General features: G+C 69.9%; 15 protein-coding genes and 1 tRNA gene. 8 read left to right on the top strand and 8 right to left on the bottom strand.

Going from position 1 to position 16,987, the window contains the following annotated elements; translation table 11 throughout:
* The first annotated feature begins 63 nt into the window (after nt 1-63).
* Nucleotides 64-1,098: an NAD-dependent epimerase/dehydratase family protein gene (locus ABT336_RS01445; RefSeq protein WP_350894491.1), complete on the top strand. Its 1,035-nt coding sequence runs from the start codon at nt 64-66 to the stop codon at nt 1,096-1,098.
* On the opposite strand, the gene ABT336_RS01440 is transcribed toward ABT336_RS01445, so the two are convergent.
* Nucleotides 1,081-2,541, bottom strand: coding sequence for a hypothetical protein (locus ABT336_RS01440; RefSeq protein WP_350894490.1), 1,461 nt, complete (start codon nt 2,539-2,541; stop codon nt 1,081-1,083). The genes ABT336_RS01445 and ABT336_RS01440 overlap by 18 nt on opposite strands.
* A 128-nt stretch (nt 2,542-2,669) precedes the next feature.
* On the opposite strand from ABT336_RS01440, the gene ABT336_RS01435 reads away from it, so the two are divergent.
* The 4 genes from ABT336_RS01435 to ABT336_RS01420 all read left to right on the top strand — a co-directional run bounded on the left by ABT336_RS01435 (nt 2,670) and on the right by ABT336_RS01420 (nt 5,293).
* Complete coding sequence (locus ABT336_RS01435) at nt 2,670-2,864, top strand: hypothetical protein (protein ID WP_350894489.1); 195 nt, start codon at nt 2,670-2,672, stop codon at nt 2,862-2,864.
* The gene (locus tag ABT336_RS01430; RefSeq protein WP_350894488.1) at nt 2,854-4,080 is read left to right on the top strand and encodes a helix-turn-helix domain-containing protein; all 1,227 of its coding nucleotides are present in this window, start codon (nt 2,854-2,856) and stop codon (nt 4,078-4,080) included. Before ABT336_RS01435 ends, ABT336_RS01430 begins: the two co-directional genes overlap by 11 nt.
* 99 nt (nt 4,081-4,179) lie before the next feature.
* Nucleotides 4,180-4,605 carry a phosphatase domain-containing protein gene (locus ABT336_RS01425; RefSeq protein WP_350894487.1) on the top strand — a complete coding sequence of 142 codons (426 nt, stop codon included), beginning with the start codon at nt 4,180-4,182 and terminating at the stop codon, nt 4,603-4,605.
* A 1-nt stretch (nt 4,606) separates the two neighbouring features.
* Complete coding sequence (locus ABT336_RS01420) at nt 4,607-5,293, top strand: nucleotidyltransferase domain-containing protein (RefSeq protein ID WP_350894486.1); 687 nt, start codon at nt 4,607-4,609, stop codon at nt 5,291-5,293.
* Nucleotides 5,294-5,451: 158 nt separating this feature from the next.
* Here the strand turns inward: ABT336_RS01420 and ABT336_RS01415 are convergent.
* From ABT336_RS01415 to ABT336_RS01390, 6 genes are all read right to left on the bottom strand, one after another.
* Nucleotides 5,452-5,523 (bottom strand) — tRNA-Val (locus ABT336_RS01415).
* Nucleotides 5,524-5,591: 68 nt separating this feature from the next.
* The gene (locus ABT336_RS01410; RefSeq protein ID WP_350894485.1) at nt 5,592-6,059 is read right to left on the bottom strand and encodes a peroxiredoxin; all 468 of its coding nucleotides are present in this window, start codon (nt 6,057-6,059) and stop codon (nt 5,592-5,594) included.
* A gap of 113 nt (nt 6,060-6,172) precedes the next feature.
* Nucleotides 6,173-6,610, bottom strand: coding sequence for a DUF3052 domain-containing protein (locus tag ABT336_RS01405; protein WP_350894484.1), 438 nt, complete (start codon nt 6,608-6,610; stop codon nt 6,173-6,175).
* 111 nt (nt 6,611-6,721) lie between these two features.
* The gene (locus ABT336_RS01400) at nt 6,722-9,250 is read right to left on the bottom strand and encodes a transketolase C-terminal domain-containing protein (protein ID WP_502891074.1); all 2,529 of its coding nucleotides are present in this window, start codon (nt 9,248-9,250) and stop codon (nt 6,722-6,724) included.
* A gap of 469 nt (nt 9,251-9,719) precedes the next feature.
* Nucleotides 9,720-10,124, bottom strand: coding sequence for a secondary thiamine-phosphate synthase enzyme YjbQ (locus tag ABT336_RS01395; protein ID WP_350894482.1), 405 nt, complete (start codon nt 10,122-10,124; stop codon nt 9,720-9,722).
* Between the two features lie 48 nt (nt 10,125-10,172).
* Nucleotides 10,173-10,352, bottom strand: a complete 180-nt coding sequence (locus ABT336_RS01390) for a hypothetical protein (protein WP_350894481.1) — start codon at nt 10,350-10,352, stop codon at nt 10,173-10,175.
* Nucleotides 10,353-10,721: 369 nt separating this feature from the next.
* On the opposite strand from ABT336_RS01390, the gene aceE reads away from it, so the two are divergent.
* Nucleotides 10,722-13,466: a pyruvate dehydrogenase (acetyl-transferring), homodimeric type gene (gene aceE, locus ABT336_RS01385; protein WP_350894480.1), complete on the top strand. Its 2,745-nt coding sequence runs from the start codon at nt 10,722-10,724 to the stop codon at nt 13,464-13,466.
* A gap of 187 nt (nt 13,467-13,653) precedes the next feature.
* Here the strand turns inward: aceE and ABT336_RS01380 are convergent, their stop codons facing one another.
* A complete protein-coding gene (locus ABT336_RS01380; RefSeq protein WP_350894479.1) occupies nt 13,654-14,100 on the bottom strand; it encodes an SRPBCC family protein in 447 nt (148 codons plus the stop codon).
* A gap of 195 nt (nt 14,101-14,295) precedes the next feature.
* Between ABT336_RS01380 and ABT336_RS01375 the strand changes: the two genes are divergently transcribed.
* Complete coding sequence (locus ABT336_RS01375) at nt 14,296-15,636, top strand: GH1 family beta-glucosidase (RefSeq protein ID WP_350894478.1); 1,341 nt, start codon at nt 14,296-14,298, stop codon at nt 15,634-15,636.
* Nucleotides 15,633-16,910, top strand: a complete 1,278-nt coding sequence (locus tag ABT336_RS01370) for an MFS transporter (protein WP_350894477.1) — start codon at nt 15,633-15,635, stop codon at nt 16,908-16,910. Before ABT336_RS01375 ends, ABT336_RS01370 begins: the two co-directional genes overlap by 4 nt.
* Nucleotides 16,911-16,987 lie beyond the last annotated feature (77 nt).

The raw sequence follows: 16,987 nt of genomic DNA, 5'->3' as shown, positions 1-16,987 counted from the left end.
GATGGTCTCAATCCGACCCGCCACGACAGGACGGGACGGGACGGAAGAGGGCATGATCCTGCCATGCGACTGCTGGTGCTGGGTGGAACCCGCTTCGTCGGACACGCGGTGGTGGCGACTGCTCTCGAACTCGGGTGGGAGGTCACCACCTTCAACCGGGGCCGCGCGGGTGACGACCTCGCAGGGGTCGACGCCCGACGCGGGGACCGCAGTCGGCCTGACGACGTTGCCATGCTCGCGTCGACCGGCAGGTGGGACGCGGTGGTGGACACCTCGGGATACGTTCCGCGCAACACCCTCGATGTGGCTGAGGCGTTGGCGCATGTCGTCGATCGATACGTCTTTCTCTCCACGGTCAGCGTGTATCGGGACTGGCCGGTTGAGCCACTCACCGAGGAGTCGCCCATCCTGGCCTGCCCTGCCGACGCCGGAGAGGATCACGGTACCGACACCGAGGACGGACCCACCCGCTACGGCTACCAGAAGTCGGGGTGTGAGAACGCCGTCCGGTTGGCCTTCGGTGAACATCGGACGACGGTCCTGCGGCCGGGTGTCATTCTTGGGCCGCGCGAGTATGTCGGCCGGTTGCCCTGGTGGCTGCACCGCATCGCGTCCGGCGGGCCGGTGCTCGTGCCTGCTCCACCCCAACGGTCGATCCAACCGGTCGACGTACGGGACCTAGCCGCCTTCGCCCTGCAAACGATCATTGACGAACGGTCGGGGTGTTACAACGTCTGCGCACCCATCGGAAGGTCCACCTTCGCCGACCTGGTCGGCTCCTGTGCCGAGGTTACCGGCGGACGGCCCGATTTCACCTGGGTGCCGGACGACGTGCTGACGAGCGCAGGTGTCCGACAGTGGTCGGAACTTCCACTCTGGCGGACGCATCCGGGAGTCTGGCAGGTCGATGCGACCCGAGCAGCGAGCGTGGGGTTGGCCTGTCGCCCCCTGGTCGACACCGTCCTGGATACCTGGCGCTGGCTGATTGATTCCAATCCGACGAACGCGCATGAGCGTCCCATGGAAATCGGCCTCGACAGGAGGAAGGAAGAACAGATTCTTGTCGCCTGGGCGCGCTCGTCACGTACTGCTTCTTGACGCTTCGCTGAGCCAGAGAGAAACCTCCTCCGCCACCTGACCAGCTACGGCATCTTCTCGCCACTGCGGAGCAGCAAGGATGTGGGACACCTTCGACATCCGCCCCACGAGGGAGGTGTTCCGTTTCTGTTGGGGAAGATCCAAAATCGATCGAAGAACACTTACGGCAGCATCCCGGTCACCTATCAGCAGACATGCTGCCCCCAGATCAATCTGGGTTCCGGCGACCTGGGAGTAGGGGCGACGCACTTCGGGCATATTTCTATACAACCGCAGGGCCTCGCTCGTGCACTTCGCTGCATTTTTACCTTCTGACACATCCAGCCATGCGGCCGCCGCACACGCCTCAGCCCTGGCCACACCGAAGGAGAACTCCCCACCGAATTCACCCAGATCATCTGGGCCACCGGCGACGAGATCCCGATCCCTGCGTGCTTGACTCAGCATTTCGGCCACTCCCCCCGGGTCACCAAGAATCGCTCGTGACCGAGCAGCAATATGGTGCAACCTAAACTTCGACCCCCCTTCAGGTGCCCCGACCAACGCCTTCGCCAGCAGGTCGAGAGCCACTCCTGGCTCATTACGCCAATTATGCAGCGTCATGCGGAGCCCATAAGTCCACGCCTTCATTGATGCATGGCCAGCGAGATCGGCATACTGCGTCGAAGCCCGTGCCAGGGTTGCGGATTCACGCCAGAACCCAAGGTCGAATGCGGATGAAGCCATCAGCCCAACCGACTGGGCAAGGGTCAGGTAAAGATCGACAAGCTCACGAGGGCGACGGCTCGAATAGGCGAGGGCTCGCGCGTTCTCACATATCTCGTACGCCACTCCAAAAGTCTCGGAAGCAGACATACCTCCGCATCGGGCGAGTGAAACGACTTCCTCCTGCAGCAGATCCCTGCTCTCAACCGAAACGGAGCAGGAAGCCAACATGCGGTCTTCAGACATGAACTCTGCCGCCTTGGCCAGCAGACGACCAACACCACCTGCGTCAGGAAATCCCTCCAGGGAGTCATGACTTTCCCCGGCGAGGTTCCAGAATCGTCGGCTCACCACGTCTGAAATTCTGCCAAGAGCAGTAGCCAGGATCTCCCGGTTCGTCCTTCCGAGGATAGTCGTCGGCCGGCTTCGCCAGTAGGCAACTGTTCGGACACTGACCCCGAGCCACTCAGCAAAACCCTCGTTGGTCATCCCCGCTGCTTGCTGAAGCAGGGAAGCTGACCTCCCCGTCCACTGCTCGATCTTCACCGCAACCTCGGCTCGCTCGATTGCATCGCGTTGCCCCCATCTTGCACTGCCATTGCCTGGCCACACCAGTGAGCCTGCCAGACCCTGATTCCCATCGGTTATTGAGGTCGGCCAGACCGAGCCGAAGTGCGGAAGCAGAACTTTTACGAACAGGAATCCCATCCGGAATCCCAGGGCCACCAGCTCGAACACCCGAAGGAGCGATCATGATTGTCAAGCTGAGGCAGTTCGCTTCCCGTGTCCGCCGTTTCTCAAGACCGGGTTGGGGCTGGCTCCGACTGCGTTCGGCTAGAAGTCTGAATTCCCCTCGGAGCAGCGACTTGGGCAAGGCGGTGCAGGAGGCGGAGTTCAGGGCTGCACGGCAGCGGATCCTGGACGAGGCGGAGCGGCAGCGGGGAAAGCCGGAGGCGCGGCACAGGTGGAATGACGGGCCGACGATTCGGCTGACGCCGTTGACGCGACAGGCACCGCTGCTCACGTACGGGCAGAAGCGGGGCTACCGCTGTGGGCAGTGAACTGCCGGTCGGGCGACGGGTGGCGTACTGGCGCAGTCGGCGGGCGATGTCGCAGCAGGTGTTCGCCGACGCCATCGGCAAGTCCAAGAGCTGGGTTGACAAGGTGGAGCGGGGTGTCCGCCGGTTGGACAAGCTGTCGACCCTCCAGGACATCGCCGTCGCGCTCCGGATCGACGTCGAACTCCTCCTCGGCACCGATCCTCCGCCCGCACAGCGCACCGGCGGGGCGATCGATCCGCTGATCGGGACCGAACTGGACCCGTTACGGACCGTCCTTTTCCGGTACGACGCTGCTCTTGCCCGCACCGCCCACACCGAGCCGAGCCGTGCTGCCCTAGCGGCACGAGTGGCGCACGCCTGGCTGGCTTTCGGGCACGCCGACTACCGGCACCTGCTGCGTACCCTTCCGGGGTTGTTGTCCGACGCGCAGCTCACCCGAGCCGCGCAACCCGACGACCCGGTCCCCTGCCGACTGTTGGGGCAGGTGTACCAGGTCACCTCGGCGGTACTGCACAAGCTGGGTGAGCTGGCGACGGCCTGGCTGACCGCCGACCGGGCCATGACGACCTGTCGGCGAACCGCTGACCCCCTCCTCGTCGCCTCGGCGACCGTGGCCCTCGCCCAGGTGGTCAGCGCCCTGGGCCGCCCCCGCCACGCGTGGGAGGTCGCCCTCGCCGTCGCCGACAGTCTCGCGCCGCCCGACCCGCCCACCGCCGATCCGGAACACCTCCGGGTGTACGGCGCTCTGCTGCTCCAGGCTGCCCGGGCCACCGCCAGGCACGGCGACCGACACAGCAGCGCAGACCTACTGGAGCACGCCGTCGAGATCGCCGACTCACTCGGCGACGACCATCAGCACCAGGGCACGAGCTTCGGCCCGACCCTGGTCACGCTGACCCGGGTCACCGCCGCCCTCGACCTGGACGAGCACCCCGACCCGCTTCGGCTGCACCGGGAACTCGTCGTCGACCCGGCCTTCCAGCGGCTCACCCTGGAACTGCGGGCCGGTTACCTGGTCGACGTCGCCGGTGGATTCCTGCGTCGAAACGACCTGCCGGAGGCAGGTCGGGCGCTGCTGCTCGCCGACCGGACCGCCCCCACCGAGGTACGTCACCGCCCCGCCGCCCGCAGCACGTTGCGTACCCTGCTCCGTCGTTCCTCCCACGCCGATCCCGCCCTCGCCCACCTCGCCGCGACCCTCCGGATTGCGCTGTGAGGGGTGAGCCCGGTCGGGTTATCCGCTGGTGTCGACGGTCGACGGCGAGCATGATCAGGAAAGGTGGACACCGGACCGCGATCGAGGGGAGGCCCGGCGATGACCAGCCGTACCCGAGCCGTTCTCGTCGACATCGACGGGACCCTCGCCCTGCGGGGGGACCGGTCCCCCTTCGACTGGGGCAGGGTCGGCGAGGACCTGCCGAACCCGGCAGTCGTCGAACTCGTCCAGACCCTCGCCGCCGCCGGACGGCACCGGATCATCCTGCTCTCCGGGCGGGACGAGGTGTGCCGGTGGCAGACCGAGCTCTGGCTCGACGCCCAGCGTGTCCCCTACGACGACCTGCACCTGCGCCCACAACGGGACAACCGGAAGGACTCGGTGGTCAAGGCGGAGATGTACCGGACCCTGGTCCGGGACCGGTACGAGGTGGCCTTCGTCCTCGACGACCGTGACCAGGTGGTCCGGATGTGGCGGGACGAGTTCGGCCTGACCTGCCTCCAGGTGGCCGAGGGGGACTTCTGACGTGGCGAACCTGCTCCTCACCGGCATCGTCGGCTCCACCGCCTACGGCCTCGCCGGGCCGGGGTCCGACGTGGACCGGCTCGGTGTGTACGCCGCGCCCACTGTCGCCTTCCACGGCCTCGACCCGCCCACCGGGCGGACCGCGTCGATAGTGCACCACGATCCGGACGTCACCTACCACGAGGCGGCGAAGGCGGCCACGCTCCTGCTCGCCGGGAACCCGACGGTCACCGAGCTGCTCTGGCTCCCCGACGACCTGTACGAGGTCCGCACCGACCTCGGTGCCGACCTGATCGCCATCCGGACGGCATTCCTCTGCGCCACCCGGGTCAGGGACGCCTACCTGGGGTACGCCACCGCCCAGTTCAAGCGGCTGCTCGACACCGGCCGGTTCGCGTCGAAGATGCGCAACCGCCAGGCCAAACACGGCCGACACCTGCTCCGCCTCCTCGACCAGGGTCTCGCCCTGTACGCCACCGGACACCTGCCGATCCGACTCGACGACCCCCAGCGGTACGTCGACTTCGGAACCGCAGTGGCCACGAACCCGGAGATCGCCCGCCCGGTCCTGGCCGACGCGCAGGCCCGGTTCGACTCGGTCACGTCCCCGCTGCCGATCCGACCCGACCGGGCCACCGTCGAGGCGTGGCTGCTCCGGGTCAGGCGGGCCTACCTGGACCCGGCCTGACGACTCCCACCCTCTGTGGTCCCGCCGCCACGACAGTGGAGGTCGGTGGCCCCTCCGGGGGCCGAAACGCGCCAAGATCTCGGCGGTGGGGTCACTCGCGCCGACGAGAACAGGCCGCCGGTCATCCGGCGGCCTGCTGCACGTGCTGATCGGGGGGGTGGGCGCGGCAGGTTTCGAACCTGCGACCCCTCGCTTGTAAGGCGAGTGCTCTCCCACTGAGCTACGCGCCCGGTACGCCGCAGACGCGGGCCGGTGGCTGGTCAGCTTACCTGCCGGCCACCGACCCGGTCGAACGGGATCAGGCGGCGGCGGTCTCGGCCAGCGCCTTGCGCCAGGCCTCCTGGTCACGGGCCTCGCCGGGCAGGTTCATCTCGGCGAACCGGACCACGCCGTCCCGGTCGATGACGAAGGTGCCCCGGTTGGCGATCCCGGCCACGTCGTTGAACACGCCGTACGCCTGGGCCACCGCGCCGTGCGGCCAGAAGTCGGCCAGCAGGGGGAACTGGTAGCCCTCCTGGTCGGCCCAGATCTTGTGCGCGTAGACCGAGTCGACGCTGACGGTGAGGACCTGGACGTCGTCGTTGACGTACTGGTTGAGGTTGTCCCGCACCTCGCACAGCTCGCCACGGCAGACACCGGTGAAGGCGAGGGGGTAGAAGACCAGCAGGACGGTCCGCTTGCCCCGGAAGTCGGAGAGCTTGACCTCCTGGTTGTTCTGGTCCTTCAGCACGAAGTCCGGCGCCTGGGCACCAACCTCGATCGGCATGCGAGCTCCTTGGGTAGTCACGGTCGACCAGCCTGCCACACGCCGGTGGGGTCAGGCCGTGCCCCGTCCCACCGGGGTCGGCGACCTCCGCCGGCCGGTGGGGGCGCCGGTTGCTACTTCTTGGCCTTGCTGCCCCGGCGCAGGACCAGACGGGCCCCGCTCCAGTCCGGGCCGGCGCTGATGGTCGAGGTCTGCTGGAGGCCGGCGGTCTGGGCGGACTCGGCCACCTCGCTCGGCTCGACGTGTCCGTCGCGGCCGGACTTGGGCGTCAGCAGCCACACGACCCCGTTGTCGGCCAGCGGGCCGAGGGCGTCCACGAGAAGCTCGAAGAGGTCGCCGTCGTCGTCGCGGTGCCAGACCAACACCGCGTCGACCACCTCGTCGGTGTCCTCGTCGACCAGGTCCCCACAACGGTCGGCAAGGGCGTCACGAAGTTCGTGGTCGACGTCCTCGTCGTACCCCATCTCCATGACGACCATCCCCGGCTCGATTCCGAACCGGTCCGCGAGGCTACGTACCCCGTCGGCGGCCTGACCAGCGGTCGCGCTCACTGTCGCGTGCCTCCTCATCTCGTGCTGCCCGGCATCGCGTCACGACGCCGTCAGGGCAAGTCCACACACTTGTGCCGCCGCGCGCAAGTGGCGCACCGGGTGGAACGGAATTTACCGCGCCAGCAGCGTACGGGCACCCTGGGTGATGGCATCCTCGGAGACCAGAACCTGACGGGCAGCCGGGCCTAATGGTACAAACGAGTCAACCGCTGCCACTCTGCGTACCGCCCCAACGTATCCCGCGTCGACGAGGGCGGCGATCACCCCCTCACCCACACCGCCGGTCCGCCGGGTCTCGTCGACGACCAGCACCCGGCCCGTGGCCGAGGCCTCCCGGAACAGATCGGCCACCGGGAGCGGTGCCAGCCAGCGCAGATCCACCACCCGGCTACCGAACCCCTCGTCGGCGAGGGTGGCCGCCGCCCGCAGCGACAACCTGACCCCGTTACCGAACGTCACGATGGTGAGGTCCTCGGCGGAGCCGACCCCGTACACCCGGGCGCGGCCGATCGGGACGTGTCCCGCGCTCCAGGCGGCGGGTTCGGCGTACTCCCCGAGCCACTCGCCGTCACCGTCGGTGTAGAGGTCCCGGGCCTGGTAGAGGGCGCCGGGCTCCAGGAAGACGGCCACCGTGCCGTCCACAGCGGCGCTGGCCAGGCAGGTACGCAGCATCGGGGCGGCGTCGTCGGGTCGGGCCGGTACCGCGACCACCAGGCCCGGCACGTCCCGCAGGACCCCCACCGCGTTGTCGTTGCGGGTCGGCCCGCCCGGCCCCTCCTGGTACGCCAACCCGGCCACCCGGACCACCATCGGGTTGCGCAGCGCCCCCTGGGACAGGAACTGGAGTGCAGCCGCCTCCTGGCGCAGCTGGTCCTCGGCGTGGTGCAGGTACGACAGGTGCTGGATCTCGGGGACGGGCAGCAGTCCGGCGAGTCCGGCACCGAGGCCGAGCCCGAGGATGGAGGTCTCGTCGAGGAGGGTGTCGAAGACCCGGGCCGGACCGAACCGGTCCCGCAGCGCCTCGGTGACCCCGAACAGTCCGCCCCGGGCGGCGACGTCCTGCCCGAAGACCGCCATCTGCGGATGGGCCAGCATCCCGTCGGTGAGGGCGGCGTTGATGCTCTCCGCCAGGGTCAGCGGGCCGGCCAACTCGGGCGGTTTGTCGCCGAACGCCTCGGCGCGGGCGGCGGCGTTCGGTCCGGCAGCCCGGGCCGCCGCGTCGGCCACCGCCCGGGAGACCCGTACCGGTCGGCGGGGTGCCAGCGGGGAGAGGACCTCGGTCGGCTCGGCGAGCTTCGGTTCCTCGATCACCTCCTCGGCCAGTCGACGCACCTGCCAGCCCGCCTCGTCGTAGTGCGAGAGGAGGTCCTCGGCGGTGACGAAGCCGCCCACGACCAGGGCACGGGCGGTGGCGAGGACCGGGTCGCGGGCCAGGTCGGCGTCGATCTCGGCCGCTGCGCGGTATCCGGTCTCGTCCTCGGCCTCGTGCCCCATCAGCCGTACCGTGTCCAGGTGGAGCACGGCGGGGCGGCGGTGGCGACGTACCCAGGCCGCCGCCGCGCCCGCCACCCGGTACGTCTGTTCCAGGTCGGTGCCGTCGGCGGCGAAGTACCTGACGCCGGGGCGGGACCGCAGCGTCTGCTCCACCCAGCCCCGAGGTGAGCGGACACCGCTGCCGAGGCCGTTGTCCTCGCAGACGAAGAGGATCGGCACCCGCAGCCCGGTGTGGTCACACCACCCGGCCGTGTTGAGGGCGGTGGCGGCGCTGGCGTGGTTGACGGCCGCGTCGCCGAACGAGGCGACCACGATGGCGTCCGGGGGCCAGGGGCCGCCTCCGGCATCGCCGCCGCGCCCGTCGGGGGCCGTACCGGCGGAGGGATCCGAGCCGGTACGGGCGTCCTGGTCGGCGGAGACGTCCACCCGGCGCAGCCGTTCCAGGGCCAGCCCGAGGCCGACAGCGCGCGGCAGGTGGGTGGCGGCGGTGGCGGTCACCGGCACCAGGTTCAGGTCGGCCCGGCCGAACACCTTGTCCCGGCCCCCGGCGAGCGGTTCCCGGGCCGAGGCGACCATCCCCCGCAGTACGTCCCGGGCCGCCTCCAGGTAGGGCGCACCGACCTCGACACCCGAGGTCGACTCGTGCGGGCCGCCGGAGGCTGACGCGTCGGCCTCGTCGGGGCCGATCGCGGCAGGGTCGTCAGGGGCACTCGCGGTGGATTCGTCGAGGGCACCCGCGGCAGGGCCGCCGGGATTACCCGCGCCTGAGCCGTCGGGGTTGCTCGCGGCGGGGCCGCCGGGGTTGCTCGTGCCTGAGCCACCGGGGTTGCTCGCGGCAGGGCCGTCGGTGCTGGCGGCTGAGCCGTCCGGGGCCGTCGGGGGGACGTCCTGGGTCGGGTCGCCGGTCGGGCTCCCGGAGGCACCGTCGGAGGCACCAGAAGAGGCACCGGGGGCGCTGGGGGCACCAGAGGCACCGGTGGCGTCGGGGTAGCCCGTCGGGGTCGCCCGGTCGGGGGCGGCGGGAGGCGTGGGAGTGGGAGGCGTGGCGGCGGGGTCGGTGGCGGCCTGGCCGGCGCGGTAGCAGTAGAACGCCCCGGAGCGGTAGTGCAGCAGCGCGGGGTCGGTGGGGCGCAGTGCGGCGGCCACCGCCGCGTTCCCCTCGTGTCCGGCCGAGGCGGTGGTGTGGAAACCCTCGCCGAAGCTGTAGAGCCACCGACCGGCCAGGTCGAGCTGTCGGCTGACGACCTGCGCCTGGAACAGCTCCAGCGCCCGGGCCCCGGTCAGCGGGGCCTGCGGTGGCAGCCCGGTGGCGGCGGGGTCCGGGGCGGCGGGCGTGTCGTCGCCGGCCGGGTCGGTGCGGTCGTCGGTCGGCACCGGGCTCGGGGCAACCGGCTCGCCGAGGTCACGTCGCTGATCCGGACCAGCCAGCGCGGCCAGTTCCTCCCGGAACCGCTCGTCGAGGTTTTGCGGGGTGCTCACGTCCGACAGCATTACCGAATTCGACCGCCTCCGCCCACTCGGACACTCCCCGGTCGTCGGGACACATTCGACCCCGGACCCTCATTTATCGACAGGAATCCATGGAGTTCCGGGGTTAGCCGGGGAGGAGCCGGGGTCAGCCGGGGAGGAAGGAGAAGCGGACCTGGCGGGTCGGGTTGTCCCCGTTGGTGTCGACGAGGCAGATCGACTGCCACGTTCCGAGGGCGAGCCGCCCGTCCAGGACCGGCACCGACGCGTACGGTGGCACGAAGGCGGGCAGGACGTGGTCGCGTCCGTGCCCCCGGGAGCCGTGCCGGTGCCGCCACCGGTCGTCGGTGGGCAGCAACTCGTCGAGGGCGGTGAGCAGGTCGTCGTCGGAGCCGGCACCGGTCTCGACGATCGCCAGTCCGGCGGTGGCGTGCGGGACGAACACGTGCAGGAGTCCGTCACCCTGGCCGGACACGAACTGCTCCGCCTCGCCGGTGATGTCCCGGACGGTGGGACGGGATCCGGTCTGTACGGTGATCACCTCGCTGCGCATACGCCGCATTCTGCCGTACCCACCGCAGGGCCGCGCCGCGAGCGACGATCAGCCCCCACCCTCACAGGTGGGAGGCAGCAGCCGCAGGCCGACTGCCAACAGGACCAGCCCGACCAGGCCGACGGGTGCGATGCCGACGTCACCCCCGGTCGCCGCGACCAGCGCCACCAGCAGGATCAGTGCCCCGGCCAGGATGAGTACGCCCGCCCCGGCCCGCCGTCTCGTCATGGACCGTACGGTAGGACCACTGCGCAACCGGACGATCACCGCGCCGGACGCACAACCACCCTCGGTGCGCAACCCGTCTGGCGCACCGATGACCGAATCGGTTCCGTCACCGCCCGGGACCCGCCCGGTTGACGGCTCACCGGTGACCCTCGGTCACCGGGGGTCGGATCGCGTCGACCCCGCCGACGAGCGCCGAAACCGCAGGTCAGCGTGGTGCTATACCGGCAGGAAACCGACCTGTTGCGATGAAATTACCGGTCGGTACCTGTGTTGAGTGTCGCGTCTGTGGGGCGCAGACGTGACGCGGGGGTCCACCAAAGGGCAGGATGGCGCTAGAGACCTGTCCCACACACAACCGAGGGAACGCCTGTGGCTACGGAACGCAAGCGCCCGGTGATCACCGCTGGTCTGCCGAGCCAGCTTCCGGACATCGACCCAGAAGAGACCGGCGAATGGGTCGAGTCGCTCGATGGTGTCATCGACGAGCGTGGAACCAAACGCGCCCGGTACGTCATGCTGCGCCTGCTCGAACGAGCCCGCGAGCGCCAGGTCGGGGTCCCGTCCCTGACCACCACCGACTACATCAACACCATCGCACCGGAGAGCGAACCCTGGTTCCCCGGCGACGAGCACGTCGAACGACGGATCCGGGCGTACGTCAGGTGGAACGCGGCGATGCTGGTGCACCGGGCGCAGCGCCCGGAGATCGGCGTCGGCGGCCACATCTCCACCTTCGCCAGCTCCGCGTCCCTGTACGAGGTGGGCTTCAACCACTTCTTCCGGGGCAAGGAGCACCCCGGCGGCGGGGACCACATCTTCTACCAGGGTCACGCCTCGCCCGGGATGTACGCGCGGGCGTTCCTGGAGGGGCGGCTGACCGAGCACCAGCTCGACGGGTTCCGGCAGGAGGTGTCGCACCCCGGCGGTGGACTGCCGTCGTACCCGCACCCCCGGCTGATGCCGGACTTCTGGGAGTTCCCGACGGTCTCCATGGGCCTGGGCCCGCTGAACGCCATCTACCAGGCCCGGTTCAACCGCTACCTGCACCACCGGGGCATCAAGGACACCTCCGACCAGAACGTCTGGGCGTTCCTCGGTGACGGCGAGATGGACGAGGTCGAGTCGCTCGGCGCGATCGGCGTGGCCGCCCGCGAGGAGCTGGACAACCTCACCTTCGTCATCAACTGCAACCTGCAGCGCCTGGACGGGCCGGTACGCGGCAACGGCAAGGTCATGCAGGAGCTGGAGGCGTTCTTCCGGGGTGCCGGGTGGAACGTCATCAAGGTGGTCTGGGGTCGGGAGTGGGATCCGCTGCTCGCGGCGGACACCGACGGCGCCCTGGTGAACCTGATGAACACCACGCTCGACGGTGACTACCAGACGTACAAGGCCGAGTCCGGCTCGTACGTCAGGGAGCACTTCTTCGGTCGGGACGCCCGGACCCGCAAGATGGTCGATGGGCTCTCCGACGACGAGATCTGGAACCTCAAGCGGGGTGGCCACGACTACCGCAAGCTCTACGCGGCCTACAAGGCGGCGACGGAGCACACCGGGCAGCCGACGGTGATCCTGGCCAAGACGATCAAGGGCTGGACGCTCGGCTCGCACTTCGAGGGCCGCAACGCCACCCACCAGATGAAGAAGCTGACGCTGGAGGACCTGAAGACCTTCCGCGACCGGCTCTACCTGGACGTCCCGGACTCGGTGCTGGAGGAGAACCCCTACCTCCCGCCGTACCTGAACCCGGGCGAGAAGTCCGACGAGATCGAGTACCTCAAGGAGCGGCGTCAGCAGCTGGGCGGGTACCTCCCCTCGCGGCGGCGCAGCACCAGGAAGCTGGCGATCCCCGGCACCGAGCGGTTCTCCGACGTCAAGCGTGGGTCGGGCAAGCAGAAGGTCGCCACCACGATGGCCTTCGTCCGCCTGCTCAAGGACATCATGAAGGACAAGGAGTTCGGCAAGCGTTGGGTGCCGATCATCCCGGACGAGGCCCGGACCTTCGGGATGGACTCGCTCTTCCCGACGCAGAAGATCTACTCGCCGCACGGACAGCAGTACACCTCGGTCGACCGGGACCTGTTCCTGTCGTACAAGGAGTCCACCGCCGGGCAGATCCTGCACGAGGGGATCAACGAGGCCGGTTCGGTCGCCTCGTTCACCGCTGCGGGCAGCGCGTACGCCACGCACGACGAGCCGATGATCCCGATGTACATCTTCTACTCGATGTTCGGGTTCCAGCGCACCGGTGACGGGTTCTGGGCGGCTGCCGACCAGATGGCCCGGGGGTTCGTCCTCGGGGCCACCGCCGGGCGGACCACGCTCAACGGTGAGGGTCTCCAGCACGAGGACGGCCACTCGCTGTTGCTGGCCGCCACGAACCCGGCAGTGGTGTCGTACGACGCGGCGTTCGGGTACGAGCTGGCGCACATCGTCGAGAACGGTCTGCACCGGATGTACGGCGAGGACCCGGAGAACATCTTCTACTACCTCACCATCTACAACGAGCCGATCCACCAGCCGGCCGAGCCGGCCGACGTGGACGTCGAGGGTCTGCTCAAGGGCATCTACCGGTACTCCCCCGCCCCGTCGTCGGCGGCGGAGGGTCCGAAGGCGCAGATCCTGGCGTCGGGGACCGGCATGCAGTGGGCGCTCAAGGCCCAGGAGCTGCTCGCCCAGGACTGGGGGGTGGCCGCCGACGTCTGGTCGGTGACCTCCTGGACTGAGCTGCGGCGGGACGCCGTGGAGTGTGAGGAGCAGAACCTGCTCGACCCGGGTTCCGAGGCCCGGTTGCCCTACATCCAGCGGAAGCTGGCCGACGCCGAGGGGCCGAAGGTCGCTGTCAGCGACTGGATGCGCGCGGTACCGGACCTGATCTCCCGCTGGGTACCGGGGGACTACACCTCACTGGGCACCGACGGGTTCGGCCTGTCCGACACGCGGCACGCGCTGCGGCGGCACTTCCACGTCGACGCCGAGACGGTGGTCGTCGCGACGCTGCGGCAGCTCGCCCGGCGTGGCGCGGTCCCGGCGTCCGCGCCGGCCGAGGCGGCCCAGAAGTACGCCATCGACGACGTCCGTGCCGCACCGGTGGGCGAGACCGGCGGCGACAGCTGACACCCGTCAGGCCCCGTTGATCAAGGGGTTTGCGTCATGATTCGGCGAGAATCGGACGCAAACCCCTTGATCGTTTTCAGGTCCCCCCGACGAACGGGGGGATGGTAGAGGCGGTGGGGTCGGGCGTTCCTGGCGGGAACGTCCGGGGGCCCACCACCATCGCGGGCGACTCCCGAAGACGGACCGGTCAGCCGACGGCGGCCAGGTCGGTCAGCCGGGCCAGTGAGTCCTCCAGGTCCGCGCCGACCCGGCGCAGGCCGAGCCGCAGCAGTGCCGCCTTGACCGGTCCGGCCGGCCAGCGTACGACGATGAGCCGGACGACGGTGCCGCCCCGCTGCTCGTCGGCGGTGAGCTGCACGTAGATCTCGGTCCGCGCCTCGGCCCGGGCACCGGCGCCCTTGGCGCGTTCCCGCCAACCGATCAGGGTCGGCTCCTGGTAGGCGATCACCTCGGCTTCGTGCGCCGCACCGCGCCCGGCCTGGACCAGTTGTCGCCGACCGAAGCCCTCACCCGAGAGGACTTCGGCGGCGCGAACTCCCGCCAGCCAGGCCGGCAACTGCTCGGCCCGCTGCACGACTTCCCAGACCGCTTCCACCGGCGCCGCCACGTGCGCACTACGTTCCACGAGGATCATTTCTATTCCCCCATTGAGGACATCCGCGATATTCGTCACTCTATGCGGCAAAACGGACGCAATGGGACGTGTTTGGAAAAAGACACGCCGGAACCCCTTGCCCTCAGATCGCAGGCCGCCTATGGATTTCCCGGTCGGCACGCCCTAGAGTTCCGAACACCATTCACGTTCGGCTGCGTCTCTGGTGGAGGGTGCATGACGACCACGCCCATGCCCGCGTTCCCCGCCGGCTTCCGTTGGGGGGTCTCCACCTCCGCGTACCAGATCGAGGGGGGTGCCGACGCCGACGGACGGACTCCCTCCATCTGGGACACCTTCGCCGGTACGCCGGGACGGATCGTCGACGGCAGCAGCGGCGAGACCGCCTGCGACCACTACCACCGCCACACCACCGACGTCGCGCTCCTGGCCGACCTGGGCGTCGACGCGTACCGGTTCTCGGTGGCGTGGCCCCGGGTACGCCCCGACGGTGGTGCCGTCAACCCCGCCGGGCTGGACTTCTACGAACGGCTCGTCGACGACCTGCTCACCGCCGGGATCGACCCGGTCGCCACCCTGTTCCACTGGGACCTGCCACAGTCGCTCCAGGACACCGGCGGCTGGTTGCACCGGGACACCGCCGAACGCTTCGCCGAGTACGCCGACGCCGTCGCCGCCCGCCTCGGCGACCGGGTGAAGCTCTGGATCACCCTCAACGAGCCGTTCATCCACCTCAGCCTCGGCCACGGCACCGGTGAGCACGCCCCCGGCCAGGCGCTCTTCCTCGACGCCCTGCCCGTCGCCCACCACCAGCTGCTCGCCCACGGGCTGGCGGTGGCGGCACTGCGGGCCCGAGGCGCCGGACCGGTCGCCATCACCAACCACTACTCCCCCATCCGACCCGTCGGGGACACCGAGGCCGACCGGGCCGCCGCCGTCGGATACCACGCCCTGCACAACCGGCTCTTCACCGATCCGCTGCTCGGCCGGGGCTACCCCACCGGCCTGACCACCCCCGCCGTACGCGACGGCGACCTCGACGTGATCGCCGCCCCGATCGACGTACTCGGGGTCAACTACTACAACCCCACAGGCATCCGAGCCGCCCCCGAAGGCTCCCCCCTCCCCTTCGACCTCGTCGAACTCGACGGGTACCCCCGCACCGCCTGCGACTGGCCGGTGGCGCCGGGCGGGCTGCGCGACGTCCTCGTCTGGCTGCACGCCGAGTACGGCGACACCCTCCCGCCCGTCCAGGTGACCGAGAGCGGGTGCGCGTACGACGACCGCCCCGACGCCGAGGGGCGGGTGGTCGACACCGACCGGATCGCGTACCTCGACGGGCACCTGCGCGCGGTCCACGAGGCGATCACCGCCGGGGTGGACGTCCAGGGGTACTACGTCTGGTCCCTGCTGGACAACTGGGAGTGGGCCGAGGGGTTCACCAAACGGTTCGGACTGGTCCACGTCGACTACGACACCCAGACCCGTACCCCGAAGTCCTCCTACACCTGGTTGCGGGACCTCATCGCGGCGCACCGCGCCGCACCCCGCCGGTGACCACCGTCGACCCGATCCCGGCGGCGCTGCCGGCGGCACTCGCCGAACCGACGGTCCCGGTCCGGCGGGGCTGGATCGCGTTGGCCTTCGCGGCGAACCTCGGCGTCTGGATGGCCTTCCTCACCCCCATCCAGGTGCTCCTGCCACAGCAGGTGGAGCAGATCGCCCCCGGCGACAAGGAGGCCATGCTCGCCGTGGTCACCGGGCTGGGTGCGCTCGCCGCCGTCCTGGCCAACCCGCTCGCCGGAGCCTGGTCCGACCGGACCTGCCTGCGGCTGGGCGGGCGGGAGTTCGGCCGACGGCACGTCTGGACCGTCGGCGGGGCGGTCCTCGGCGCCCTCGCCCTGGTCCTGCTCGCCCAGCAGCGGACCATCCTCGGAGTGGCGCTGGGGTGGGTCGCCGCCCAGGTCTGCTTCAACGCGATGCTGGCCAGCCTCACCGCCGCGATCCCGGACCGGGTGCCGGTCGCCCAACGCGGCGGGGTCGCCGGATGGGTGGGCATCCCCCAGGCACTCGGCCTGGTCGCCGGGGCGGTCCTGGTCACCGCACTGGTCCGGGGCAACACCGCCGGATACCTGGCGGTCGCGGCGGCGATCCTGGTGCTGGCCGTCCCGTTCGCCCTGCTCACCACCGACGATCCGCTGCCCAGGACGCACCGCCCGCCGGTACGGTTGCGCGCCCTGATCGCCTCGATGTGGATCGATCCCCGACGGCACCCGGACTTCGCCTGGGCCTGGCTGACCCGGTTCCTGGTGCAGGTGGGCAACGCGCTGGCCACCCTCTACCTGCTCTACTTCCTCACCGACAAGGTGCGCCATCCGGATCCCGGGGGTGCCCTGCTGATGCTGATCCTGCTCTACACCGTCGGGCTGACGGGGACCGCGGTGATCGCCGGTCGACTGTCGGACCGCTCGGGACGGCGTCGGATCTTCGTGATCGTCGCCGGGGTGGTGATGGCGGTGGCCGCGCTGCTGCTGGCCGCCGTACCGACCTGGCCGGTGGCGCTGGTCGCGGCGCTGATCCTCGGTGCCGGGTACGGGGTCTACCTGTCGGTCGACGCCGCCCTGATCACGCAGGTCCTCCCCCGGGCCACCGACCGGGCCAAGGACCTCGGCGTGATCAACATCGCGAACAGCGCCCCACAGGTCCTCGGGCCGGTGATCTCCGCGCCGATCGTGGTCCACCTGGGCGGCTACCCCACCCTGTACGTGGTCACCGCGCTGGTCACCCTCCTCGGCAGCGCCCTGGTCCTGAAGATCCGCTCGGTCCCCTGACCCGGCGTACGGCCTCCCAGCACACCGCGCCGCCCACCGTTCACCGCCAACCCCGCACCACTAACCGGGCACCACTA

The sequence above is a fragment of the Micromonospora sp. NPDC000207 genome (assembly GCF_040300925.1).
Taxonomy (GTDB): domain Bacteria; phylum Actinomycetota; class Actinomycetes; order Mycobacteriales; family Micromonosporaceae; genus Micromonospora.
The sequence above is the reverse complement of the archived record's forward strand: the minus strand, read 5'-3'. Positions and strand labels throughout refer to the sequence as shown.

Bases quoted from the DNA above. Each gene is read 5' to 3' on its own strand.
- ABT336_RS01445 (WP_350894491.1), top strand. From the start codon at position 64: ATGCGACTGCTGGTGCTGGGTGGAACCCGCTTCGTCGGACACGCGGTG.
- ABT336_RS01425 (WP_350894487.1), top strand. From the start codon at position 4,180: ATGACCAGCCGTACCCGAGCCGTTCTCGTCGACATCGACGGGACCCTC.
- ABT336_RS01410 (WP_350894485.1), bottom strand. From the start codon at position 6,059: ATGCCGATCGAGGTTGGTGCCCAGGCGCCGGACTTCGTGCTGAAGGAC.
- ABT336_RS01395 (WP_350894482.1), bottom strand. From the start codon at position 10,124: ATGCGCAGCGAGGTGATCACCGTACAGACCGGATCCCGTCCCACCGTC.
- ABT336_RS01390 (WP_350894481.1), bottom strand. From the start codon at position 10,352: ATGACGAGACGGCGGGCCGGGGCGGGCGTACTCATCCTGGCCGGGGCA.
- ABT336_RS01380 (WP_350894479.1), bottom strand. From the start codon at position 14,100: ATGATCCTCGTGGAACGTAGTGCGCACGTGGCGGCGCCGGTGGAAGCG.
- ABT336_RS01375 (WP_350894478.1), top strand. From the start codon at position 14,296: ATGACGACCACGCCCATGCCCGCGTTCCCCGCCGGCTTCCGTTGGGGG.